Origin of the sequence: Rhodococcus ruber (assembly GCF_027270735.1) — a bacterium.
Classification (GTDB): Bacteria; Actinomycetota; Actinomycetes; order Mycobacteriales; family Mycobacteriaceae; genus Rhodococcoides; species Rhodococcoides rubrum_A.
Genome location: NZ_JAPWIJ010000013.1, coordinates 34432 through 54873, shown reverse-complemented (window position 1 = coordinate 54873; position 20442 = coordinate 34432). Strand labels below are relative to the sequence as shown.

Genomic DNA, 20442 nt, shown 5'->3' with positions numbered 1-20442 from the left:
GTGTGGATAATAGGGCTGTGACTGCCCCAGATCCCGTCCGCATCGGTACTCCACTGACTCCCGGCGCGACCCGGGTCATGCTGCTCGGCTCGGGTGAGCTGGGCAAAGAAGTCATCATCGCGTTCCAACGCCTCGGTGTCGAGGTGATCGCCGTCGATCGCTACGACAATGCTCCCGGCCATCAGGTGGCCCATCATGCGTTCACCATCGACATGAGCGACCCGGAAGAGCTTCTGGCGCTGATCGATTCACAGCAGCCCGATTTCGTGGTCCCGGAGATCGAGGCCATTGCCACCGATGCCCTCGCCGAGGTGGAGGCCCGAGGCCGAAGCGTGGTGATTCCCACGGCTCGGGCGACGCAGTTGACGATGAACCGCGAGGGCATCAGGCGATTGGCAGCCGAGGAACTCGGGCTGCCGACCTCGCCCTACGCTTTCGCCGATTCGCTGGACGACGTTCGACAAGCATTGTCCACCATAGGTTTTCCGGCCGTCATCAAGCCGGTCATGTCTTCGTCGGGCAAGGGGCAGTCCGTTGTTCGCGGCGACGCCCATGTCGAGGCGGCCTGGGAGTACGCACTGAAGGGTGGCCGCGTCGACCTCGGTCGCGTCATCGTCGAAGGATTCGTCGACTTCGATTACGAGATAACACTTCTCACCGTTCGGGCCGTCGACGGAACGTTCTTCTGCGAGCCTATCGGCCACCTGCAGGAATCCGGCGACTACATCGAATCCTGGCAGCCGCAGCCGATGTCCGACGCGGCCCTCGCCGGTGCCCGCGACGTCGCGGAGCGCATCACGACGGCGCTCGGTGGGCGCGGGCTGTTCGGCGTCGAGTTGTTCGTTCAGGGTGACACCGTGTACTTCTCCGAGGTCAGCCCCAGGCCGCACGATACGGGTCTGGTAACGCTTCGCACGCAACGGTTCTCGGAGTTCGAGCTGCATGCCCGGGCCGTACTCGGTTTGCCGATCGACACGACCCTGCTTTCGCCGGGTGCGTCGGCCGTGATCTACGGCGGTGTCGATGCGGACGGCATTTCCTTCGAAGGCGTCGCCGATGCGTTGGCGGTTCCCGAGACCGACCTGCGCCTGTTCGGCAAGCCGACGAGTTTCGTCCGGCGCCGGATGGGTGTCGCGGTGTCGACCGCGTCGGACATCGAGACCGCGCGGAGCCGGGCCCGCGAGGCGGCAGGCAAGGTTCGTCCTGTCGTCTGACCCGGCACAGGGCACACTGAGCTCATGAGCGCGCTCGGAGAAGTTCTGGTCGGCCTGGTGATTCTGGTCGGCCTGGTCGGCATCGTCGTCCCGATTCTGCCCGGCACCATCCTGATCTTCGCGGCAGTCGCAGTGTGGGCGTGGATCACCGGAGGAGCGGCCGCGTGGACGGTGTTCGCGATCGCGACGGTGTTGCTGGTTCTGAGCGGGGTAGTGAAATACACCTGGCCGGGCCGTCGGATGCGGGAGGCGGGCGTGCCGATGCGGTCGCTCATGGTCGGCGGCCTGCTCGGCATCGTCGGATTCTTCGTCATCCCCGTCGTCGGGCTGTTCGTCGGTTTCATCGCAGGCGTCTACGTGGCCGAAGTACCCAGGCACCGAAATCACTCCGAGGCCTGGCGATCGACCGTGCACGCCACCAAGGCCGCGGGGCTATCGATCCTGGTGGAACTGTTCGGCGCGTTGCTCGCCTCAGCGGTGTGGCTCGGGGGAGCCGTACTCGTCTGAGGGCACTAAGGGCCCTGCTGATTCAAGAGACCCGATACCAAGCCCGGGCATTACCGTCGAGCACGGCGGGTAGGTCGCCACCGACGGCGTGGGTGATGATGTCGATGTCGTTCTCCGAGAACGGGCGTGGGGCACGGGTGCCGGGTAGATCGGTGCCGAACATCAACGCCGCGGGGTTGACTCGATGGATCTGCTGCAGTGTGTCGGCGATGTCGAGATCCACTCGGCCGAATCCGGTTGCCTTGACGCGTACTCCGCGGTCGACGAGGTTCAGAAGGTACGGCAGACCCTGAGTGGACAAGCCCAGGTGATCGATGCTCACCGCCGGCAACTTCGCAAGGATGGGTTCGAGCGAGAGCAGCAGGGACGCATCGACGTACAGCTCGGCATGCCACCCGACCAGTTCGTGCACGCGACGTGCCTGGGTGGTCAGCATTTCGACATCCGTCTCGCCGCGCTTGAGGTTGAACCGCATACCGCGCACGCCCGCGGCGTCGAGCGCGACGACGTCCTCGTCGGAGCATTCCGGATCGATCTGGGTGACGCCGACCCAACCGCGCCCGAGGGCCTCCAACGCAGCGAGCAGGTAGCTCTGGTCGGTGCCCTGGAACGATCCCGACACCACCGCGCCGCCGGTGATACCGAGCCCGTCCACGTCGTACAGGTAGTTCGAGACGGTGTAGGGATCGGGCAAGAATCCGTGGTTCTCGATCAGCGGAAAACGGGGGTCGATGATGTGCAGGTGGGCGTCGAACACGGGTCTCAGCATGCCAGCTCGCGGATTCGCCGTCGCGGCCCGGTGTCGCGGTGTTTGAATGCGAAACATGAAACCGGAGACCACTGTCGTTCTCGACGGCTACACCTATTTCGAATGTCCGCGCTGGCACGAAGGGAGGATCTGGGTATCGGACTTCTATTCGCACCGCGTCGCATCTGCTCTAGAGGACGGATCCGACGTGCGGGTGGAGGCCGAGGTGCCGAATCAGCCGTCGGGGCTCGGTTGGCTGCCCGACGGCCGACTGCTGATCGTGTCGATGCGCGACCACAAACTGCTGCTGCGCGAACACGACGGTTCGCTGACCGTCCACGCCGACCTGTCGACGTACGTGTCCGCGAACCTGAACGACATGATCGTGGACGCGCAGGGACGCGCCTACATCGGGAATTTCGGGTTCGACCTGATGAACTTCGCTCCCGTCGAAACGGCCGATCTGATTCGCGTCGACCCCGACGGTTCTGCACACGTCGTGGCATCGGACCTGTATTTCCCCAACGGGATGGCGTTCACCGGTTCGGGTGAACTGCTCGTCGACGAGACGGTCGGTAACCGGGTCAGTGCGTTCGACATCGCCGAGGACGGGTCACTGGGGGAGCGGCGTGACTGGGCGACGTTCGGTGAGCTGCCGTCGTCGACGGACATGGCGACGGCCCTGGGCGAGGTGAAAGTGGCTGCCGACGGATGTTGCATCGACACCGACGGCACGATGTGGATCGCCGATGCGCTGGGTCAGCGGGTGCTGCACGTCGCGCAGGGTGGAGAGGTTCTCGACCAGCTCGACTTCGATCTCGGGGTCTTCGCCTGCGGACTCGGCGGATCCGACGGCCGCACGCTGTTCGTCTGCGCTGCACCGGATTTCAACGAGCATCAGCGCAAGGTAGAAACCGAGGGAAAGCTGCTGGCGGTTCGGGTGTAGTGCGCTGCGCGCAGTGGTGTGGTTATGTGCCGCAGGGGGCACTCAACCACACCACTGCCGCAGGCACTCAGGCCTTGTCGGGCTCGGAAGCCTTCAGCATGTCCTCACGCTCGACGACCTTCACGCGCTCGCGACCCTCGGGCTCACCGAGTGAACGCTCGTGCGCGTCGAGGCGGTACCAACCGTCCCAGGTGGTGAAGGGAACCTGCTTGCCTTCGAGGAACGAGGTGACGGCGTCGAGGTCGGGTTCGGTTGCACCGGTGAAGCTCGGCGCATCCTCGAGCAGGTTCGCGACGGTCTCGTTGGCGTCGCCCTTGGTGTGACCGATGAGGCCGACGGGTCCGCGCTTGATCCAACCGGTGACGTAAGTGGCGGGCACCGGTGTGGTGGAGGACGGGTCTGGAGTGGAGCCTGCGGAATGACCATCAGCAGGGCCGACGACTCGTCCGGCTTCGTTGGGGATGGTGCCTGCTTGTTCGTCGAAGGGCAGGGCGCTGATGTTTTGGCTGAGGTAGCCGACGGCGCGGTAGACCGCTTGGACGTCCCAGTCGTTGTATGTGCCGGTGCCGCGGACGTTGCCGGTGCCGTCGAGTTCGGTGCGTTCGGTGCGCAGTCCGACGACTTTGCCGTTCTCGCCGAGGATTTCGGTGGGGCTTTCGAAGAAGTGCAGGAACAGTTTGTGCGGGCGGCTGCCGACATCGCGGATGGCCCAGTCCTGCAGGGTGTTGGCGACCATGTCGACCTGCTTGGAGTTGCGTCGGGCCTGCTCGGAACCTTCGTCGTAGTCGATGTCCTCGGGGGCGACGATGACCTCGATGTTCGGCGAGTGGTCGAGCTCGCGCAGCTCCAACGGGGTGAACTTGGCCTGAGCCGGTCCGCGGCGACCGAAGACGTGCACCTCGAGGGCTTTGTTGGCCTTGAGACCCTCGTAGACGTTGGCGGGGATTTCGGTGGGGAGCAGTTCGTCGCCGGTCTTGGCGAGAACGCGTGCGACGTCGAGGGCGACGTTTCCGACGCCGAGGACGGCGACCTTCTCGGCCTCGAGCGGCCAGGTACGCGGCACGTCGGGGTGGCCGTCGTACCAGGAAACGAAGTCTGCGGCGCCGTAGCTGCCGTCGAGATCGATGCCGGGGATGTTCAGCGCGCGGTCCGCGTTGGCTCCGGTGGAGAAGATGACGGCGTCGTAGAAGCGGCGTAGGTCGTCGAGGTCGATGTCGGTGCCGTAGTCGATGTTGCCGAGCAGGCGTACCTGGGGTTTGTCGAGGACTTTGTGCAGTGCGGTGATGATGCCTTTGATGCGCGGGTGGTCGGGGGCCACGCCGTAGCGAATGAGCCCGAACGGTGCAGGCATCCGCTCGAAGAGATCGATGCTCACGCCCGGTCCGCTGACATTGTGGTCGGACTTCATGAGCGCGTCGGCGGCGTAGATGCCTGCCGGTCCGGCACCGACGATGGCGACGCGGAGTGGACGAGTCTGATCAGTCATGTGCAGCGAGCTACCTTCTTCGAGGGAAGTGCGGACACCCCAGCATAAATTAAGCATTACCTGAGCTGGGGCAGAGGGCAACTTGCCGTATTTCCCGGTTTCCGGTAGGAATTGCTCTGTGCACACGACATACCTGGTCCGACGGTTCACCGTCGACTTCTGTCGTACCTGCACCAACATGTGTTGTCGGTGACCTGACCCGACGCCCTTCCCCTCCTCGAACAGGACGGGATCCCTCTCTCGACGGCAGCGCTGCCTGAATCAGCCCTTTCGCCGTGCACAGATTCGAGGACACATGACCACCCTGGAACAGACCATCACCCTCGCGCTCGACAAGCTCGGCCCGTCGTTCGGTGCCGAAGTCATCGGCCTCGATGTCGCGTCGGCGTCCGACGCGCAGATCCACGCGGTGCGTCGAGCCCTCGTCGAGCACAAGGTTCTGGTGCTGCGCGGGCAGACGCTCGACGACGCGGCACACGTCGAATTCGGCCGTCGTCTCGGTGACCTCACGGCCGGCCATCCGGTACACGACAGTGGCCACGTCGCCCCCGAGGTCTATGCGCTCGACAGTCAGGACAACGGGTTCGCCGACGTCTGGCACACCGACGTCACGTTCATGGAACGTCCGCCGATGGGTTCGATCCTGCGGCCCGTCGTCCTGCCACCGCACGGCGGCGACACCAACTGGGCCGACAGCCAACTCGCCTACGAGTCACTGTCCGCGCCCGTTCGCCGAATGATCGATGGGCTCACAGCAATTCACGACGGCAACCGGGAGTTCGGCTACTACCTCGCGCAGAAGCGCGGCGGTAAGGGCAACGTGTGGGACGGCAAGGAAGTGACCGCGCTGGTCCCCGTCGAACACCCCGTCGTGCGGGTGCATCCGGAAACCGGCCGCAAGGGGCTGTTCGTCAATCCTGGCTTCACCTCGCACATCGTGGGCGTCTCGGAGGCCGAGAGCCGCGGAATTCTGGACTTGCTCTACGCGCACCTCACCAAGCCCGAGCACGTCGTGCGGCACCGCTGGCGTCTCGGCGATCTGGTGCTGTGGGACAACCGGAGCACCTCGCACTACGCCAATCGCGATTACGGCACCGAGCACCGCAAGATGCACCGCATCACGTTGCGAGGAGACATTCCCGTCGGACCCCGATAGTGCCGGGCCCGTCGGATCGAGGAAGATTGGGCGCATGGCGTCGTGGAGTGAACGTAGGCAGCAGTGGGTCGACAGTCGTGAGGAAGCGCGCAACAACGCTTCCGAAGCGGCCGCAGACTCCGGTGAGCAGCGTCCGCCCAACGCGTGGCCGTTCATCATCGCCGCGGGCATCGTCGTGGTTCTGCTCGTCGGCATCTTCGCTGCGTCGAAGTTCGCCCCCGCGGAGGACAACGTGACGCAGGCGCAGCTGCTGACCGACGCCGTCGACGGATTCCTCGAGGCACAGAACTCCGGCGACGCAGATCTCCTGCGCGAGAACACGTGCTTCGACCAGGTCGCCCTCCTCGTCCCCGGCGACGATGCGCAATACCGAACCGATCGAGCAGGCGAGGTCGAGCGCAACGGCGAGACGTCGATCGACGGGGTGCCGTCGGAGTACGAGGTCAACGGCGACCGCGGCAGGGTGACCGTCCCGCTGAAGGAAGCGAAATCCGGAGTGCAGACCGACGACGAGTGGAAGTTCGTCCGCGTCGACGACAAGTGGCTGGTGTGCAATGTCTGATCTTGGTATGTCTGATCTTGGTATGTCTGATCTCGGTATGTGTGATGTAACGGCAAGTGACGGAAGGCTGATCCAGTGACCTACGCAGGTGACATAACCCCGGAAGCGGCCTGGGAGTTGTTGCAGAGCAACCCCGAGGCCGTGCTCGTGGATGTTCGGACGCGCGCCGAGTGGCAGTACGTCGGTGTCCCGGACACGTCCGGTATCGACCGTCCTACGCACCTGATCGAGTGGGTCAGCTTCCCCGATGGTGCCCGGAACACCAACTTCGTCGACGACCTGAAAGCCGCAGGCGTGGACGGCGATCGGCCGGTGGTGTTCCTGTGCCGCTCCGGTCAGCGGTCCATCGGTGCCGCCGAAGCCGCGACGGCAGCGGGCATCGGTCCGTCCTACAACGTGCTCGACGGTTTCGAAGGCGCCACCGACGCCGACGGCCACCGCGGAGCCACGGGTTGGCGTGCGGTCGGGTTGCCCTGGAGGCAGTCGTGACGAACATGCCCAAAGGCGGCGGATTCGACAAGCCCTTGCCCGAGGGCGTGGGTCAGGCCACGCTGGGAGTTCGCGGCGGCCTGATGCGATCCGGGTTCGACGAGAACGCCGAAGCGCTCTATCTCTCTTCGGGTTTCGTGTACGAGAGTGCCGGCGCTGCCGAGCAGGCCTTCACCGGCGACATCGATCATTTCGTGTACTCGCGCTACGGCAACCCGACAGTGAAGATGTTCGAGGAGCGACTGCGGTTGATCGAGGGTGCCGAGGCATGCTTCGGGACGTCCAGCGGCATGTCCGCGGTGTTCACCGCGCTCGGTGCGCTGCTGAAGGCCGGCGACCGATTGGTCGCTGCGCGTAGCCTTTTCGGGTCGTGCTTCGTGGTCTGCAACGAGATTCTGCCGCGCTGGGGTGTCGAAACCGTCTTCGTCGACGGCGAAGACCTCGAGCAGTGGGAGCAGGCGTTGTCGGTGCCGACGACGGCGGTGTTCTTCGAGACCCCGTCCAACCCGATGCAGTCGTTGGTCGATGTCAGGCGCGTCTCCGAGCTGGCACATGCGGCCGGAGCAACGGTGGTGCTGGACAACGTGTTCGCGACGCCACTGCTGCAGCGCAGCCTCGAGCTCGGGGCCGACGTGGTCGTGTACTCGGGCACCAAACACATCGACGGTCAGGGGCGGGTGCTCGGCGGTGCCATCCTGGGATCGAAGGAGTACATCGAAGGGCCGGTGCAGACTCTGATGCGGCACACCGGCCCTGCACTGAGTCCGTTCAACGCCTGGACGCTGCTCAAGGGTCTGGAGACGATGCCGGTGCGGGTGCGCCATTCGGTGAACTCCGCGCTGCAGATCGCCGAGTTCCTCGAAGCTCACCCGGCGGTGCGCTGGGTGAAATACCCCTTCCTGCAATCACATCCGCAGTACGAACTGGCGAAGTCGCAGATGTCGGGCGGGGGTACCGTCGTGACCTTCGAGCTCGATGCCCCCGAGGGAGAGGGCAAGAAGCGCGCCTTCGAGGTGCTCGACGCGTTGCGTATCGTCGACATCTCCAACAACCTGGGCGACTCGAAGTCGCTCATCACTCACCCGGCCACCACCACGCACCGCGCGATGGGGCCGGAAGGTCGTGCAGCAGTGGGCATCACCGACGGCGTGGTGCGCATTTCCATCGGCCTCGAAGACACCGAGGATCTGATCGGAGACCTGGATCAGGCACTGAAGTAGCGGGTCAGAGTGTCACCGGTACCGGCTTGTCGATGAGCGAGTAGTGCGCGGCATCGCCGGCGACCACTCGGCTCTTCTCTCCGTTGGGGTGTACCGGTACGTCGCCCGCCAGGGTGATGCGTTCGAGGCGACGGTACTGATCGTCCCAGTCCGCGACAGCGTAGTGCTGGGTGGCACGGTTGTCCCAGATGGCGACGTCGCCGAGGTTCCACGTCCAGCGAACAGTGTTCTCCAGCTTGGTCACTCGATTCTGTAGGAGATCGAACAGGGTCTGCGACTCCTTGGTCGACAACCCGATGAAGTTCTTCACGAAGTGGCCGAGAACCAGGGTCTTCTCGCCGGTCTCGGGGTGTACTCGGACCACCGGGTGTTCGGTCTCGAAGTAGGTGGACTGGAATTCCTTCCGGTACTCCGCAGTCTTCGAGTTCTGAATCTTCTCCGCCGCGGTCGCCGCATAGTCGTAGGAGTTCGAGTGCGTGGCCCAGAGGTTGTCCACCAACGCCTTCAACGAATCCGGTAACTGCGCGTAGGCGGCGGTCTGTGACGCCCACGTGGTGTTCCCACCGTATTCGGGGAGGCTGACCGCACGCAGGATCGAGGCCTTCGGGATGCGGTCGACGAAGGTCACATCCGAATGCCAGCTGTTGGCCTTGCCGTAATCGGAGTCGATGGACAGTGTTCGGGTGCCGCGAGAGGTGACCGTGGGGTGCGGAGTGGTCGGTGATCCGAGTAGTTCCGCGAACGCGTACTGGCCTTCGTCGTCGAGGTGGTGCTGCCCGCTGAAGAAGATGACTTTGTGCTCGAGCAGAGCGCGCCGAACGAACTCGACGGTGCCGGCATCGAGGTCGCCACCGAGTCGCACGCCTTCGATGCGGGCACCGAGATTGCCGCCGATCTTGATCGCACGCAGAGCTGTGTCATTCTCGACAAGAGTGTCCACCGACATGTCGGTACCTTTCGCTGGTTGAAGAACTGCCCGAATTGCGGCGGTGCAGTGCGGAATTCAACAAGCTGACCATTGTCGATCGTCGATGTACACAGTTCGATTCACGGTGATCTCAACACGACGGGCGATCGGTAGCGGTGTCCGGAGCGACGTCAGTGCTCGAAAACGCTGAGTACCGTGCGGAACTTGGCCGTGGTTTCGTCCAGCTCGGCGTCGGGGTCGGAATCTGCGACGATGCCGCCGCCCGCTGTGGCCGTTCCGGAAAGTCCGTCCGCGGCGAGTTCGATGCAGCGGATCGTGACCATCCATTCGCCGTCGCCGCTGCCGTCGGTCCACCCGACGGCTCCGGCGTAGAAGCCGCGGGAGCCCTCGACGTCTGCGATCGCAGCCATGGCCGCGGCTCGGGGAACGCCGGCGACGGCAGCGGTGGGATGCAGTGCCAGCGCGAGATCGAGCGCCGAAGTCGCGGGATCGGCCAAGGTGCCGACGATGGGTGTCGACAGGTGCCACAGCTGTGGAGTGCTGCTGAGTTGGGGTGACTCGGGCACCTCGAGCGTCTCGCAGAACGGCTCCAACGCAGCGCGGATCTCGTCGACGACGAAGCGATGTTCGGCCTGATCCTTGGCGCTGGCCGCCAAGGCCGCGGAGATGCGTGCTTCTTCGTCTGGATCGGTGGAACGCGCAGCCGTTCCGGCAAACGGATGGCAGGTGACGACGTTGCCGCGCTTGCGAACCAACAGTTCCGGACTCGCGCCGACGATGTGCGTGCCGGTCTTACCTGCGGGCGACAGATCCGCAAGAAAGCCGTTGCCCATCGGATCTCGTGTGACCAGCGCGCTCAACACGGAGGCGGGATCGATCGGTGCATCCGCGGTCACTTCGATGGAGCGTGCGAGCACGATCTTCTCGGCCACACCGGCTTTCAATTGCTCGACGACATCGCGCACTCGCTGCACATGGACGTCTGGATCGGGAATCTGTCGCGCGACGGTGACCGCCGGTAGCGGCGGCAGTTCGTCCGGTGTCGACCAGGGTCCGTCGAGTCGGTAGAACTCCTCCGGTTCGATCAGCGCGGTGGCGTCGGACATGTCGAAAGGCAGCGCGCCGACGACATTTCGGCCCTTGCGGACCGCGGCCACCGCGTCGGCGACATCGGGAAATGCGTGCCGGACGCCCAGTCCGACGACATGGTGATCCTGCCGGGAGAGTACGAATTCGAGTGTCATCAGAACGGGTTCTGAGTGCGGCCCACCAGGTCGGCGACGGAATCGAGGACTTTGGTCGGTCGGTACGGATACTGCTCGACGGATTGGACCGTCGAGATTCCGGTGAGGACCAGGATGGTCTGCAGCCCGGCTTCGAGACCGGAGAGCACGTCGGTGTCCATCCGATCGCCGATCATCAGCGTGTTCTCGGAATGCCCTCCGATCGCACGCAAGGCCGAACGCATCATCAACGCGTTGGGCTTGCCCACGTAGTACGGCTCCTTGCCCGTCGCCTTGGTGATGAGCGCGGCGACCGAACCGGTCGCCGGCAGCGAACCCTCACGGGACGGTCCGGTGGCGTCGGGGTTGGTGGCGATGAAGCGCGAACCCTTCTCGACGAGACGAATGGCGGTGGTGATGGCCTCGAACGAGTACGTCCTGGTCTCGCCGAGCACCACGTAGTCGGGGCTGGAGTCGGTCAGGGTGTAGCCGATGTCGTGCAGGGCGGTCGTCAGCCCCGACTCGCCGACGACATAGGCGCTGCCCCCGGGGCGCTGATTACCGAGGAACGTCGCGGTGGCCAGAGCAGAGGTCCAGATGGACTTCTCCGGAATGTCCAAACCGGTGAATGCGAGACGTGCGCGCAGGTCACGTGGGGTGCGGATCGAGTTGTTCGTCAGCACGATGAACGGAATCTCGTTGGCCTGCAGTTCGGCGAGGAACGTGTCGGCACCGGGAATCAGGTGATCCTCGTGCACGAGGACACCGTCCATGTCCATCAGATATGTCCACTGCTGGGGCTTCTCGGTTTCGCTCACCCGTCCATTGTGAACTACGCCGGTCGCGCGCAGGCTGGACCGCTGAACTATCGGGTCGTTCCGCCCTGCTACTAACTCGCCTGCCGTTCTTCGGCACGTCGAGAGGTGGCTCTGAGCACCTGGCGTTCGCGGGCAGTGGTGCCGCCCCACACTCCGAACGGTTCGTTGGCTGCCAACGCGAACCGCTTGCATGCGTCGAGCACTCCGCAGCCGGCGCACACCTGCTTGGCGCGATCCTCACGCTGGCGACGCGCCGTTCGCCCCTCACCCGACGGGGAAAAGAAGATCTCCGAGTCCTGACCTCGGCACAGTGCATCGATCTGCCAGTCCCAGGATTCGGCGGTGGAGGAGATTCTGCGTTCGATCATGGCGATTGCGGTGTTCTTCGACGTGGTAGAGCTGTTCGGCATCGTGGCGACCCATTCCTTTCGTCGACGCTGCGCGAGACCCAGCCCGCACAGAACGATTCGCTACCGAAAAGGCTCGCCGCGTCGAGGGCGCGACGCAATGGTTGAAATCAGGGTGATTCGAGGGGCTCTGCTCAGTGCGCTGAGTTCGTGGCATGGTGGCGGTATGACTCGGCCGCTCAGGTTTTCCGCATTCGTCATGAACACCACGTCTCATATCGTGCACGGTGCGTGGCGCAAGCCGGAGGCGGAGCAGACCGATTTCTCCTCGTTGGAGCATTGGGTGTCGTTGGCGAAAGAACTCGAGCGCGGCAAGTTCGATTTCATATTCTTCGCCGATGTCGTGGGACTGTACGACGACTATCAGGGTTCGTGGGAGAAGTTCGTCGAATCCGGATTGCAGATTCCCAGCAACGATCCCACCGTGATCGCGTCGGCGATCGCCTATGCGACAGAGCATCTCGGGATCGCGCTGACGTCCTCGATTCTGCAAGAGCATCCGTTCAACTTCGCGCGCAAGATGTCCACGCTCGATCACGCGTCGGACGGCCGCATCGCCTGGAACATCGTGACGAGTCTGTCGCCCAACGCCTGGCGCAACTTCGGTTTCGGAGATATGGCTCTCCACGAGGATCGATATGCCTGGGCGGACGAGTACGTCGATGTTGTGTACAAGCTGTGGGAAGGTTCGTGGGACGACGGAGCGCTGTTGCAGGACAAAGTATCCGGTCGGCACGGCGATTTCTCGAAGGTGCACAAGATCGATCACGTCGGCGCGCGCTACAGCGTCGAGGGCCCGCATCTCGTGGCTCCGACTCCGCAGCGGACGCCGTTGTTGTTCCAGGCCGGTTCATCTCCGACGGGCCGACGCTTCGCCGCGCGTAACGCCGAGGCCCAGTTCATTGCTTCTCCGACACCCGAGGCTGCGCGCTCGCTCATCTCCGACACACGCCGTCTGGTCGTCGAGGCCGGTAGGTCCGCGGGGGACCTCGAATTCTTCCAGGGTCTGTCGTTCGTCATCGGGAGCACCGAGGCCGAAGCGGCACGTAAAGCCGCCGAACTGGACGAGTACGTCGACGAGTCCACGATCATCGCGCACGCGGCAGGCGGGATCGGCGTGGACCTCGGTTTCTACGATCTCGATACGCCGATCGGGGAAGTGGAGGCGCAAGGTTCACTGAGTACATTGCAGTGGCTCCGAGAGGCCATACCCGACCGGGAACCCACCGTCCGAGATCTCGCCCGGATGCGTAGTCGTAGCGGCCGTGTGGTGGGAACTCCGGAATCCATAGCAGATCGGCTCGAGCAGTGGCGCGGCGTCGGGGTCGACGGGATCAACGTCATCAACTCGACGATCCCTGGTAGCTACGTGGAGTTCATCGAGCACGTGACGCCTGTTCTTCAACGCCGCGGTCTTGCGCAACGCGAGTACGAAGAGGGCACCGTCCGACGCAAACTCACCGGACGGGACAGGCTGCCCGCGTCGCATCCGGCGGCCCGATACCGGGGTGCATTCAGCTGACGCCAGCCCGGTCGGATACGTGGCAAGGGTTCGAATCATCGTGATCTCAACCCGAAGTAGCACTCGCACTTGACTTTTCAATCTGAAGTTCTATACATTCCTGTCACCATCCAGAGCGACCGAGAGACCTTGGCTCGATGACGTCGCAGCAACCCCGCCTTATGGCGTGTGGGTGCTACCGCCAGGACCGATGGAGGCACGCCTGATGAACATCTGTACCTGTACGCACGCTTGACCGATTCGCGTACCCACAGCTCGAATTCTCCGAAAGGCAACACGGCGATGATCGCTGCCCATCCGACCCGGCGGTTCCGGTGACTCAACTACAAGCTCGACCTGCGGCCTCGAACCCGGGTGACGATGCGCAGGTCCCCGACGAGCAGCTGGTCGTAGCACGGAAGTGGCATCCGTGGCGGTGGGTGATCAGCATCGCCACCCTGGTCGTTGTTGCCCAGTTCCTGCACGGCTTCGCCACCAATCCGGGATGGGACTGGGGCACGTTCGCTCAGTACTTCACCGCGCAATCGGTGCTGTCGGCCTTGTGGCTCACCATCCAGCTCACGTTCTGGGGCACCCTGATCGGCTTCGCGCTCGGCATCGCACTCGCGGTGGCCAGACTGTCGAACAATCCGGTGCTGCAGATCATCTCGTGGTTCTACATCTGGGCGTTCCGATCCATTCCCCTGATCGTGCAGCTGCTGTTCTGGTTCAACATCGCGTATCTCTACCAAACCCTGTCGGTAGGAATTCCGTTCGGGCCCAGCTTCTTCGAGTTCGACGTCAACAACGTCATCAGCGGGTCGACGGCAGCGATCGTCGGACTCGCTCTGCATCAGGCTGCATACTCCGCTGAGATCGTCCGCGCCGGTATCATCTCGGTAGATCAGGGACAGCTGGAAGCGTCTGCGGCACTGGGTATTCCGAAAAGGCGAGAGTTCTTCGAGATCATTCTTCCGCAAGCGATGCGGGGGATCTTGCCCAATGCGGCCAACGAGGTGATCAGCCTGTTCAAGGGCACCTCGATCGTCTCCGTCATGGCGATCGCCGAGCTGTTCTACCAGGTTCAGGTCATCTACGGCCGAAGCGGCCGAGTGGTACCGCTGCTCATGGTGGCCACCGTCTGGTACATCATTCTCACCTCGATTCTGTCGGTGGTGCAGTACTACGTAGAGCGGCACTACGCCAAGGGGGCTGTCCGCAACATCGAGCTGACGCCGATCCAGAAGCTACGGAAGAAACTGGCCGAAATCACCCTCGCCCCGCGAGGAGCAACACGATGACGACGCTCGATGCCACGATGTCTGCGAAGACCTACGCCGTCGAGGTGCGCGGCGTACACAAGTCCTACGGTGCCCTCGAAGTGCTCAAAGGCGTCGACCTCACCGTCCGGCCCGGGGAGGTCACCGCAGTCATCGGCCCGTCCGGATCCGGTAAATCGACCCTGCTGCGCATCATCAACCACCTCGAGAAAGTCGACCAGGGGACTGTCCGGGTCGACGGCGATCTGGTGGGCTACAAACGCAAGGGTGCCAAGCTGCACGAGCTCAGCAACCGTGAGATTCTGCGTCAGCGTTCGCAGATCGGGTTCGTGTTCCAGAACTTCAACCTGTTTCCGCACCTGACGGTACTCGAGAACGTCATCGAGGCACCGATCTCGGCGCAGAAGCGCAAACGCGTCGACGTCGAGCCCGAGGCCCTTGCGCTGCTCGAGCGGGTCGGTGTCGGCGCGAAGGTGCACGACTACCCGCGTCGGCTATCCGGGGGACAGCAGCAGCGAGTGGCCATCGCGCGGGCACTGGCGTTGCGTCCCAAAGTAATTCTGTTCGACGAGCCCACCTCGGCGCTCGATCCGGAGCTCGTCGGCGAGGTGCTGGAAGTCATCCGCGGACTTGCACGCGATGGTGCCACGCTGGTGATCGTCACGCACGAGGTCGGATTCGCCCGCGAAATCGCCGACACGGTGGTCTTCATGGATTCCGGCGTCATCGTCGAACAGGGATCTCCTGCAGCACTTCTCGATTCGCCACAGCACGAGCGGACCAAAGCTTTCCTCTCCCACGTTCTGTAAACCACCTCACTTCAGCGAAAGACGGACAACACTCATGTCGAAACCATCACGCAGGCTGACGGTCGTCGCCGCAGCTTTGGCCATCGTGGCGCTCACCGCGACCGCCTGCAGCGACCCCGAGGCCGAGTCTCAGGTCGTCACCGAGGACGGGCAAAGCTTCGACCTCACGCCCGAGCAGACCGAAAGAGTCCGAGTCGACAAGGTCGACGAGATCGCCGCAAAAGTGCCACAGGCCATTCGAGATCGAGGCACGCTGATCGTCACCGGCGCGGGCGGAACTGCGCCGCCGCTGCGGTTCTACGCCACCGACGACACCACCATCGTCGGATCCGAGGTCGACTTCTCTTACCTCGTCGGCGATATTCTCGGGCTGGACGTCGATCTGCAGGTTGCGGACTGGTCGCAGAACTTCGTCAAGATCGATTCCGGCGAGAACGATGTGTTCATCTCCAACGTCACGGTGACCGAGGAGCGAAAAGACAAATACGACTTCGCCACCTACCGGCTCGACAATCTTGCCTTCGAGACCCAGAAGGACACCGACTGGAAGGTGGAGAAGCGTCAGGACATCGCCGGCAAGAAGATCGGCGTCGGGTCCGGTACCAACCAGGAACAGCTGTTGGTGGACTGGAACGAGGCGAACGTGGCCGAGGGTCTCGCGCCGGCAGAGCTGGCCTACTACCAGAACACGTCCGATTACTACCTGGCGCTGGGATCGAAGCGAATCGACGGCTATCTCGGCCCGAACCCCTCTGCCATCTACCACGCGGCAACCAGTGGGGAATCGAAGGTTGTCGGGACGTTCTCCGGGGCCGGCGATGCGTTGCAGGGTGAGATCGCGGTCTTGACCAAGAAGGACAACGGTCTCATCGAGGCCATCCGCGAGGCGCTCCAACATGCCATCGACGACGGCAGCTACCAGCGGGTCATCGATCGGTGGGGCCTGCAGTCCGAGGCCGTGTCCGAGTCCGTCATCAACCCGCCCGGGCTTCCTCGCAAGCCTGCAGCGTAGGAGCGCAGTGAAAGTAGTAGTCGTCGGCGGCGGCATCATCGGCGCGTCGTCCGCCTGGCAGATCGCCCAACGTGGACATGATGTCACTCTGCTCGAGCAATTCGAGCCGGGGCACAAGAACGGTGCCTCGCATGGCAGTTCGCGGATATTTCGGCACGCGTACGCCGACGACTACTACGTTTCACTGGCTGCCAGGGCACACGCGCTCTGGCGTGATCTCGAAACCACCACCGCCACAGCATTGTTGGATATCACGGGAGCAGTCGATCATGGAGATCCGGCGACGGTGAATCCGAGGATCGGTGCACTGAAGCGAGCAGGCCTGGAGTTCGAGGTTCTCGAACCTGTTGCTGCGCAGCTGCGGTGGCCCGGACTTCGATTCGACACCACAGTGCTGTTCCATGCTGCGGCCGGGCGGCTTCACGCCGATCGCAGCGTCGCCGCAGCAATAGCGGCCGCTCGCTCTCGCGGTACGACGGTCGAATACGAAACTCCGGTGCGTGAGATCTCCGGCTCGGACGTGGTGACGGACACCCGCACCTACGTGGCCGACGTGGTCGTTCTCGCGGCGGGAGCATGGACGGCCGAGTTCGCACCGCACGGTGCAACTCCGCCGCTGGTCACCACCCAGGAACAACCGGCGCATTTCGCACCATTGCGCCCAGACGCACAGTGGCCGAGCTTCATCCACCATCCCGGTGCACTTCTCGATACTGCAGGCATCTATGGATTGTCTTCGCCAGACGGCGTCAAGATCGGCGAGCATGCCACCGGGCCGGTCGTCGATCCGCACACCCGCGACTTCGTGGCCGATCCCGCGGGAGTCGATCGCCTGATCGAGTACGCGAGCACGTGGCTCCCGGGAGTGAACGCCTATACGGCCGACCCGCTGACGTGTCTGTACACCAGTACTCCCGATTCCAACTTCGCCATCGGACGCAGTGGCAACACCGTTGTCGCTGCGGGATTCTCGGGACACGGATTCAAGTTCGCCCCTGCGGTCGGAGAATTGGTCGCAGATCTGGTCGACGGATAATCGAGACAGGAAGCACATGAGCGCAACGTTCGATCTGAACACTCGCACTGGCGACACCAGTCCAGTACGGCTGAACTTCGTCGAAGTCGATCAGGACGATCCACTTGCGACGCCTCTGCTGCAGGAGCTGGCGATCGAGTACGCGTCCAGGTACGGCCGCAGTCCCGGCGTTCAATATCAAGAATTGAAGTCCTATCCCGCTCGAGAGTTCGCCCCACCGGGCGGTGTGCTGGTGATGGCGTTGGACGACGGTGTTCCGGTTGCCGGCGGCGCGTACCGGCAGTACGACTCGACCACCGCAGAGCTCAAACGTATCTGGACCTCGAAAGAGCACCGTGGCAAGGGGTTCGGCAAACTCGTCGTGGCTGAGTTGGAACGCAGCGCACGCGATCGCGGATATCGTCGGGTGTATCTGACGACCGGTTGGAATCAGCCCGAAGCAGTTGCCCTGTACCTGGCAGCCGGATACACCCCGCTGTACGACCGGAACTTGCCGTCCAGGACTGTCGGGTCACATCCCTTCGAGAAGAGTCTCGAATGAGTCCGCGGCAGTGAGTGCCCGGCTTACTCCGTAGGTTGGTCCGGTACTGGCGAGGACTGTTTCGATGCCTGTCAGCCGGTCGCGTTGGTGTTGTGTTCGAGCGCCGCGGCGATCCAGAATTCCAGTGCCTTTTCGCTTGTGAGCGCGTCTGCGTCGACGGTGATCCACCCTTTGCCCATCGAGCGGTCTCGGCCCATGACAGCGTGGTGGGCTCCGTCGCGCTGGAGGTATTCGGGTTCGCGAACTCCATCCACCCGAACCAGCAGAGCACGATTTCCGGTGCCGACGCACACCACCATCTTGTCTCGCACCAGGAACGCCAGACCGCCGAACATCTTCTGCTCGCGCAGGCTTTCCTGGCCCGAGAGGATGTCGCGGATGCGAGCTGCAAGAAGCTCGTCGTACGCCATGTGCTCGTACCCCTCCGATGGTCGTTGCCCTCATCGAAGACCTGATCGGTAGTGGGCGCAACCGTGGGTCTCCCGCCGTGTGAAATGCCGTTGGCTCGGACGCATGTCTGTGCAGCAAGCAGAGCTGTGCCGTGACGCTTGGGTGGGTCGTCATGCGGGTTGTCGTGGTTCCTCGTCGCCGGCATCGCCTGTGTCGTGGTGGTGGTCGGGTGGGTAGAGGACTTCTTCGGGGTGGTGTGCGTGGTTGATGAGCCCGCGGCGTGTTGGGTCCATTCCGGTTGGTGGGTGCCAGAGGGTGCGGCCCGGATAGCGATGTGCTGCGGTGGTTTTGGTGGTCGCCCACTTGCCGGGGCCGGTGCCGACGAGTGCGTGGTGCATGTCGCATCCGAAGGTGAGGGCGTCGATGTCGGTGGGCCCGCCGTCGACCCAGTCGTCGACGTGGTGGGACTGACACCAGGTCGCGGGCGGGTGCACGAGGGGAAGCTGCAGCCGCGGTCGCGGGCGATGAGGACGATGCGTTGGTCGGCGGAGGCGATGCGTTTGGATCGGCCGAGGTAGAGGGCTCTGCCGTGGTCGTCGAAGATGGTCAGGTAGTGGTGGGCGTGCGAAGCCATGCGGATCGCATCGCGGATCGACACTCGGGATCCAGTGCCGGTCATGGCGTATCCGCAGCCGGCGTTCAGATCTTTCAAACTCATGGTGACGATGGCGGTGACGGGCAGTCCGCGGTGGGTGCCGAGGGTCCCGGATGCGAGGGTGTGCCGCAGTGCCATCTTCAAGGCGTCGTGACGGCGTTCGTTCTGGGTGCGTCGATCCCGGGCGGCGGCAGCATCCCGCTTAGCGGTGTCCGGACCTGCATCGTCGCCGCCGGCATCGGACCCAGGCGAGTTGTCTGATTCAGCAGTGCCATCGAATTCATCGTCGCTGTTCGTCTCATCCCGCAGGCCTTCATTACTGGACCCGGCATCGCGGGAGTTTGCTTCGTGGGTGGTCGGCTCGGGCTGCGGCGCTGTGGCACTGTCGTTCTCGCCATCTTCATCGTCGTGGACGACCGATGTCGGATCGGCCGGGTTGTTGACTCCCGGTTTCGCAGCTTTCGAGAACAAAGCTTCGAGGTAGGCCCGTAGTTCGGGGTCGACACAGAACTTCCCTTCCGACATACCGTCGGAACCCTGTTCACCGAGGTAGAAGAAGGCATCGCGTCGCTTGCGTGGCCTCGGCTTCGCGTTCTTGTCCTCGTCTTCGTCCTCGTCGAAGTCGCCGTCAGGGTCGAGGATCGAGTCCAGGTGCGCGACCAACGGCGCGAAGTCGTCGGGCCGTCTGGTCGAGGCCAAGCCCACCAACTGCTCTTCGGCGAAGTCGCGGGTCTGCGGATCGACACTCGCGGGCAGATGTCGGAAGAATTCGCGGATCATCTGCACATGCTTGGCATCGAGCAACCCCGCCCTTAGCGCTTCCGCGGTGTGCGGCAGCAACGGCGGCAGTGCCTCACCGGACAGTGCGGTGCGGTCACCCAACTCCGCAGCCAGGCGTACTCGTGCACCGGCGGCGCGTGGGGTGATCCGCAGCATCCACGCCACCGAGCACGGCACCGACCCCGGATACGCATCCAGGCCGCGCTGAGCGATCAGCTCGTTCAGCCAGGTGTACGAATACGCCGTCACCGATCGGGTGAGTGTTTCCATGCGTTGGATCACCGCACGCCGGTCGGCATTGGTCCACGACACCGACCCCTGCCCGGCCAACTCCGCCACAGCGGACTCGACCCGATCCACCAGCATCGACAGTCCGGGATCGGACACGACCGAGGGAGGCGGCACCGTCTCGATGCCGTCCACCCCTGATCCGCCGTCCCCCGAAAGCATGAACAGAATCTATCGCGACCCACCGACAGACTTTCGAACATGCGTTCCTACTCGCGCTCGGCTGTCGGGATGCCAAGTCGAACCTCTGCACTATGTGGCGGATTACACATCGGCCACAAGTGTGACGTTGTCGACTTTAGGTAACGAAGAGTCGCGTAGATGCTGGTGGCGGCGTTCAATATCCCCAAGGCGGACGTAACGACCACGGCAGCGTTGCTTGCATCGGTGACGAAAGCCACCGCTTGGCAGTGTCTCCGAACTCGAGTGTCGAGCCGGTGTTCGAT

Annotated in this window: 21 protein-coding genes, 1 pseudogene and 1 riboswitch; of the genes and pseudogenes, 13 read left to right on the top strand and 9 right to left on the bottom strand. The window is 63.7% G+C overall.

The genetic code is table 11. The features are described 5' to 3' along the window. Window positions 1-17 precede the first annotated feature (17 nt). A complete protein-coding gene (gene purT / locus O4220_RS24395; protein WP_269608132.1) occupies window positions 18-1214 on the top strand; it encodes a formate-dependent phosphoribosylglycinamide formyltransferase in 1197 nt (398 codons plus the stop codon). A gap of 24 nt (window positions 1215-1238) precedes the next feature. Next, on the top strand, window positions 1239-1721 hold the full coding sequence (locus O4220_RS24390; RefSeq protein ID WP_269608131.1) for a DUF456 domain-containing protein: 483 nt from the start codon (window positions 1239-1241) through the stop codon (window positions 1719-1721). A 22-nt stretch (window positions 1722-1743) separates the two neighbouring features. Here O4220_RS24390 and O4220_RS24385 read toward each other — a convergent pair whose 3' ends face one another. Beyond that, window positions 1744-2490, bottom strand: a complete 747-nt coding sequence (locus tag O4220_RS24385; RefSeq protein ID WP_269608130.1) for an amidohydrolase family protein — start codon at window positions 2488-2490, stop codon at window positions 1744-1746. A 55-nt stretch (window positions 2491-2545) separates the two neighbouring features. On the opposite strand from O4220_RS24385, the gene O4220_RS24380 reads away from it, so the two are divergent. Beyond that, window positions 2546-3415, top strand: a complete 870-nt coding sequence (locus O4220_RS24380) for an SMP-30/gluconolactonase/LRE family protein (protein WP_269608128.1) — start codon at window positions 2546-2548, stop codon at window positions 3413-3415. A gap of 67 nt (window positions 3416-3482) precedes the next feature. On the opposite strand, the gene O4220_RS24375 is transcribed toward O4220_RS24380, so the two are convergent. Beyond that, entirely contained in the window at window positions 3483-4901 is a 1419-nt protein-coding gene (locus tag O4220_RS24375) for an FAD-dependent oxidoreductase (RefSeq protein ID WP_269608127.1), read from the bottom strand. A 295-nt stretch (window positions 4902-5196) separates the two neighbouring features. On the opposite strand from O4220_RS24375, the gene O4220_RS24370 reads away from it, so the two are divergent. The 4 genes from O4220_RS24370 to O4220_RS24355 all read left to right on the top strand — a co-directional run bounded on the left by O4220_RS24370 (window position 5197) and on the right by O4220_RS24355 (window position 8328). Beyond that, on the top strand, window positions 5197-6057 hold the full coding sequence (locus tag O4220_RS24370) for a TauD/TfdA dioxygenase family protein (protein WP_269608126.1): 861 nt from the start codon (window positions 5197-5199) through the stop codon (window positions 6055-6057). Window positions 6058-6091: 34 nt separating this feature from the next. Then, window positions 6092-6619, top strand: coding sequence for a hypothetical protein (locus O4220_RS24365; protein ID WP_269608125.1), 528 nt, complete (start codon window positions 6092-6094; stop codon window positions 6617-6619). A gap of 75 nt (window positions 6620-6694) precedes the next feature. Next, the gene (locus tag O4220_RS24360) at window positions 6695-7108 is read left to right on the top strand and encodes a rhodanese-like domain-containing protein (protein WP_269608124.1); all 414 of its coding nucleotides are present in this window, start codon (window positions 6695-6697) and stop codon (window positions 7106-7108) included. A 5-nt stretch (window positions 7109-7113) separates the two neighbouring features. Continuing rightward, window positions 7114-8328 carry an O-succinylhomoserine sulfhydrylase gene (locus tag O4220_RS24355; RefSeq protein WP_420030461.1) on the top strand — a complete coding sequence of 405 codons (1215 nt, stop codon included), beginning with the start codon at window positions 7114-7116 and terminating at the stop codon, window positions 8326-8328. 4 nt (window positions 8329-8332) lie between these two features. Here the strand turns inward: O4220_RS24355 and O4220_RS24350 are convergent, their stop codons facing one another. The 4 genes from O4220_RS24350 to O4220_RS24335 form a co-directional block, all read right to left on the bottom strand. Further along, window positions 8333-9274 (bottom strand): TauD/TfdA dioxygenase family protein, encoded by a 942-nt coding sequence (locus O4220_RS24350; protein ID WP_269608122.1) that lies wholly within the window; start codon window positions 9272-9274, stop codon window positions 8333-8335. 152 nt (window positions 9275-9426) lie between these two features. Continuing rightward, window positions 9427-10500 carry an isochorismate synthase gene (locus O4220_RS24345; protein WP_269608120.1) on the bottom strand — a complete coding sequence of 358 codons (1074 nt, stop codon included), beginning with the start codon at window positions 10498-10500 and terminating at the stop codon, window positions 9427-9429. Then, window positions 10500-11258 (bottom strand): HAD-IIA family hydrolase, encoded by a 759-nt coding sequence (locus O4220_RS24340; protein WP_068053998.1) that lies wholly within the window; start codon window positions 11256-11258, stop codon window positions 10500-10502. The genes O4220_RS24345 and O4220_RS24340 overlap by 1 nt, the downstream gene beginning before the upstream one ends. A 110-nt stretch (window positions 11259-11368) precedes the next feature. Further along, entirely contained in the window at window positions 11369-11707 is a 339-nt protein-coding gene (locus O4220_RS24335; RefSeq protein ID WP_420030460.1) for a WhiB family transcriptional regulator, read from the bottom strand. A 163-nt stretch (window positions 11708-11870) separates the two neighbouring features. Between O4220_RS24335 and O4220_RS24330 the strand changes: the two genes are divergently transcribed. The 6 genes from O4220_RS24330 to O4220_RS24305 all read left to right on the top strand — a co-directional run bounded on the left by O4220_RS24330 (window position 11871) and on the right by O4220_RS24305 (window position 17883). Next, a complete protein-coding gene (locus tag O4220_RS24330) occupies window positions 11871-13226 on the top strand; it encodes an LLM class flavin-dependent oxidoreductase (protein ID WP_269608119.1) in 1356 nt (451 codons plus the stop codon). Between the two features lie 103 nt (window positions 13227-13329). Continuing rightward, window positions 13330-13423: riboswitch (SAM riboswitch) on the top strand. A gap of 117 nt (window positions 13424-13540) precedes the next feature. Continuing rightward, window positions 13541-14506, top strand: a complete 966-nt coding sequence (locus tag O4220_RS24325; protein ID WP_420030459.1) for an amino acid ABC transporter permease — start codon at window positions 13541-13543, stop codon at window positions 14504-14506. After that, the gene (locus tag O4220_RS24320; protein WP_269608118.1) at window positions 14503-15294 is read left to right on the top strand and encodes an amino acid ABC transporter ATP-binding protein; all 792 of its coding nucleotides are present in this window, start codon (window positions 14503-14505) and stop codon (window positions 15292-15294) included. The genes O4220_RS24325 and O4220_RS24320 overlap by 4 nt, the downstream gene beginning before the upstream one ends. 34 nt (window positions 15295-15328) lie before the next feature. Further along, window positions 15329-16306, top strand: a complete 978-nt coding sequence (locus tag O4220_RS24315) for an ABC transporter substrate-binding protein (RefSeq protein WP_269608117.1) — start codon at window positions 15329-15331, stop codon at window positions 16304-16306. A 7-nt stretch (window positions 16307-16313) separates the two neighbouring features. Next, on the top strand, window positions 16314-17342 hold the full coding sequence (locus O4220_RS24310) for an FAD-dependent oxidoreductase (RefSeq protein ID WP_269608116.1): 1029 nt from the start codon (window positions 16314-16316) through the stop codon (window positions 17340-17342). A gap of 16 nt (window positions 17343-17358) precedes the next feature. Continuing rightward, window positions 17359-17883: a GNAT family N-acetyltransferase gene (locus tag O4220_RS24305; RefSeq protein ID WP_269608115.1), complete on the top strand. Its 525-nt coding sequence runs from the start codon at window positions 17359-17361 to the stop codon at window positions 17881-17883. 71 nt (window positions 17884-17954) lie between these two features. Here the strand turns inward: O4220_RS24305 and O4220_RS24300 are convergent, their stop codons facing one another. From O4220_RS24300 to O4220_RS24290, 3 genes and pseudogenes are all read right to left on the bottom strand, one after another. Continuing rightward, the gene (locus O4220_RS24300; RefSeq protein ID WP_269608114.1) at window positions 17955-18293 is read right to left on the bottom strand and encodes a TfoX/Sxy family protein; all 339 of its coding nucleotides are present in this window, start codon (window positions 18291-18293) and stop codon (window positions 17955-17957) included. Between the two features lie 150 nt (window positions 18294-18443). Continuing rightward, window positions 18444-18767, bottom strand: coding sequence for a hypothetical protein (locus tag O4220_RS24295; RefSeq protein ID WP_269608113.1), 324 nt, complete (start codon window positions 18765-18767; stop codon window positions 18444-18446). Window positions 18768-18847: 80 nt separating this feature from the next. Further along, window positions 18848-19978, bottom strand: a pseudogene (locus O4220_RS24290) (DUF222 domain-containing protein); the annotation flags it as partial. Between the last annotated feature and the right edge of the window lie 464 nt (window positions 19979-20442).

Bases quoted from the DNA above. Each gene is read 5' to 3' on its own strand.
- O4220_RS24340 (WP_068053998.1), bottom strand. From the start codon at position 11,258: ATGGACATGGACGGTGTCCTCGTGCACGAGGATCACCTGATTCCCGGT.
- O4220_RS24355 (WP_420030461.1), top strand. From the start codon at position 7,114: ATGCCCAAAGGCGGCGGATTCGACAAGCCCTTGCCCGAGGGCGTGGGT.
- O4220_RS24330 (WP_269608119.1), top strand. From the start codon at position 11,871: ATGACTCGGCCGCTCAGGTTTTCCGCATTCGTCATGAACACCACGTCT.
- O4220_RS24365 (WP_269608125.1), top strand. From the start codon at position 6,092: ATGGCGTCGTGGAGTGAACGTAGGCAGCAGTGGGTCGACAGTCGTGAG.
- O4220_RS24380 (WP_269608128.1), top strand. From the start codon at position 2,546: ATGAAACCGGAGACCACTGTCGTTCTCGACGGCTACACCTATTTCGAA.
- O4220_RS24315 (WP_269608117.1), top strand. From the start codon at position 15,329: ATGTCGAAACCATCACGCAGGCTGACGGTCGTCGCCGCAGCTTTGGCC.
- O4220_RS24320 (WP_269608118.1), top strand. From the start codon at position 14,503: ATGACGACGCTCGATGCCACGATGTCTGCGAAGACCTACGCCGTCGAG.
- O4220_RS24390 (WP_269608131.1), top strand. From the start codon at position 1,239: ATGAGCGCGCTCGGAGAAGTTCTGGTCGGCCTGGTGATTCTGGTCGGC.
- O4220_RS24345 (WP_269608120.1), bottom strand. From the start codon at position 10,500: ATGACACTCGAATTCGTACTCTCCCGGCAGGATCACCATGTCGTCGGA.
- O4220_RS24350 (WP_269608122.1), bottom strand. From the start codon at position 9,274: ATGTCGGTGGACACTCTTGTCGAGAATGACACAGCTCTGCGTGCGATC.
- O4220_RS24370 (WP_269608126.1), top strand. From the start codon at position 5,197: ATGACCACCCTGGAACAGACCATCACCCTCGCGCTCGACAAGCTCGGC.
- O4220_RS24335 (WP_420030460.1), bottom strand. From the start codon at position 11,707: ATGCCGAACAGCTCTACCACGTCGAAGAACACCGCAATCGCCATGATC.
- O4220_RS24305 (WP_269608115.1), top strand. From the start codon at position 17,359: ATGAGCGCAACGTTCGATCTGAACACTCGCACTGGCGACACCAGTCCA.
- O4220_RS24375 (WP_269608127.1), bottom strand. From the start codon at position 4,901: ATGACTGATCAGACTCGTCCACTCCGCGTCGCCATCGTCGGTGCCGGA.
- O4220_RS24300 (WP_269608114.1), bottom strand. From the start codon at position 18,293: ATGGCGTACGACGAGCTTCTTGCAGCTCGCATCCGCGACATCCTCTCG.
- O4220_RS24385 (WP_269608130.1), bottom strand. From the start codon at position 2,490: ATGCTGAGACCCGTGTTCGACGCCCACCTGCACATCATCGACCCCCGT.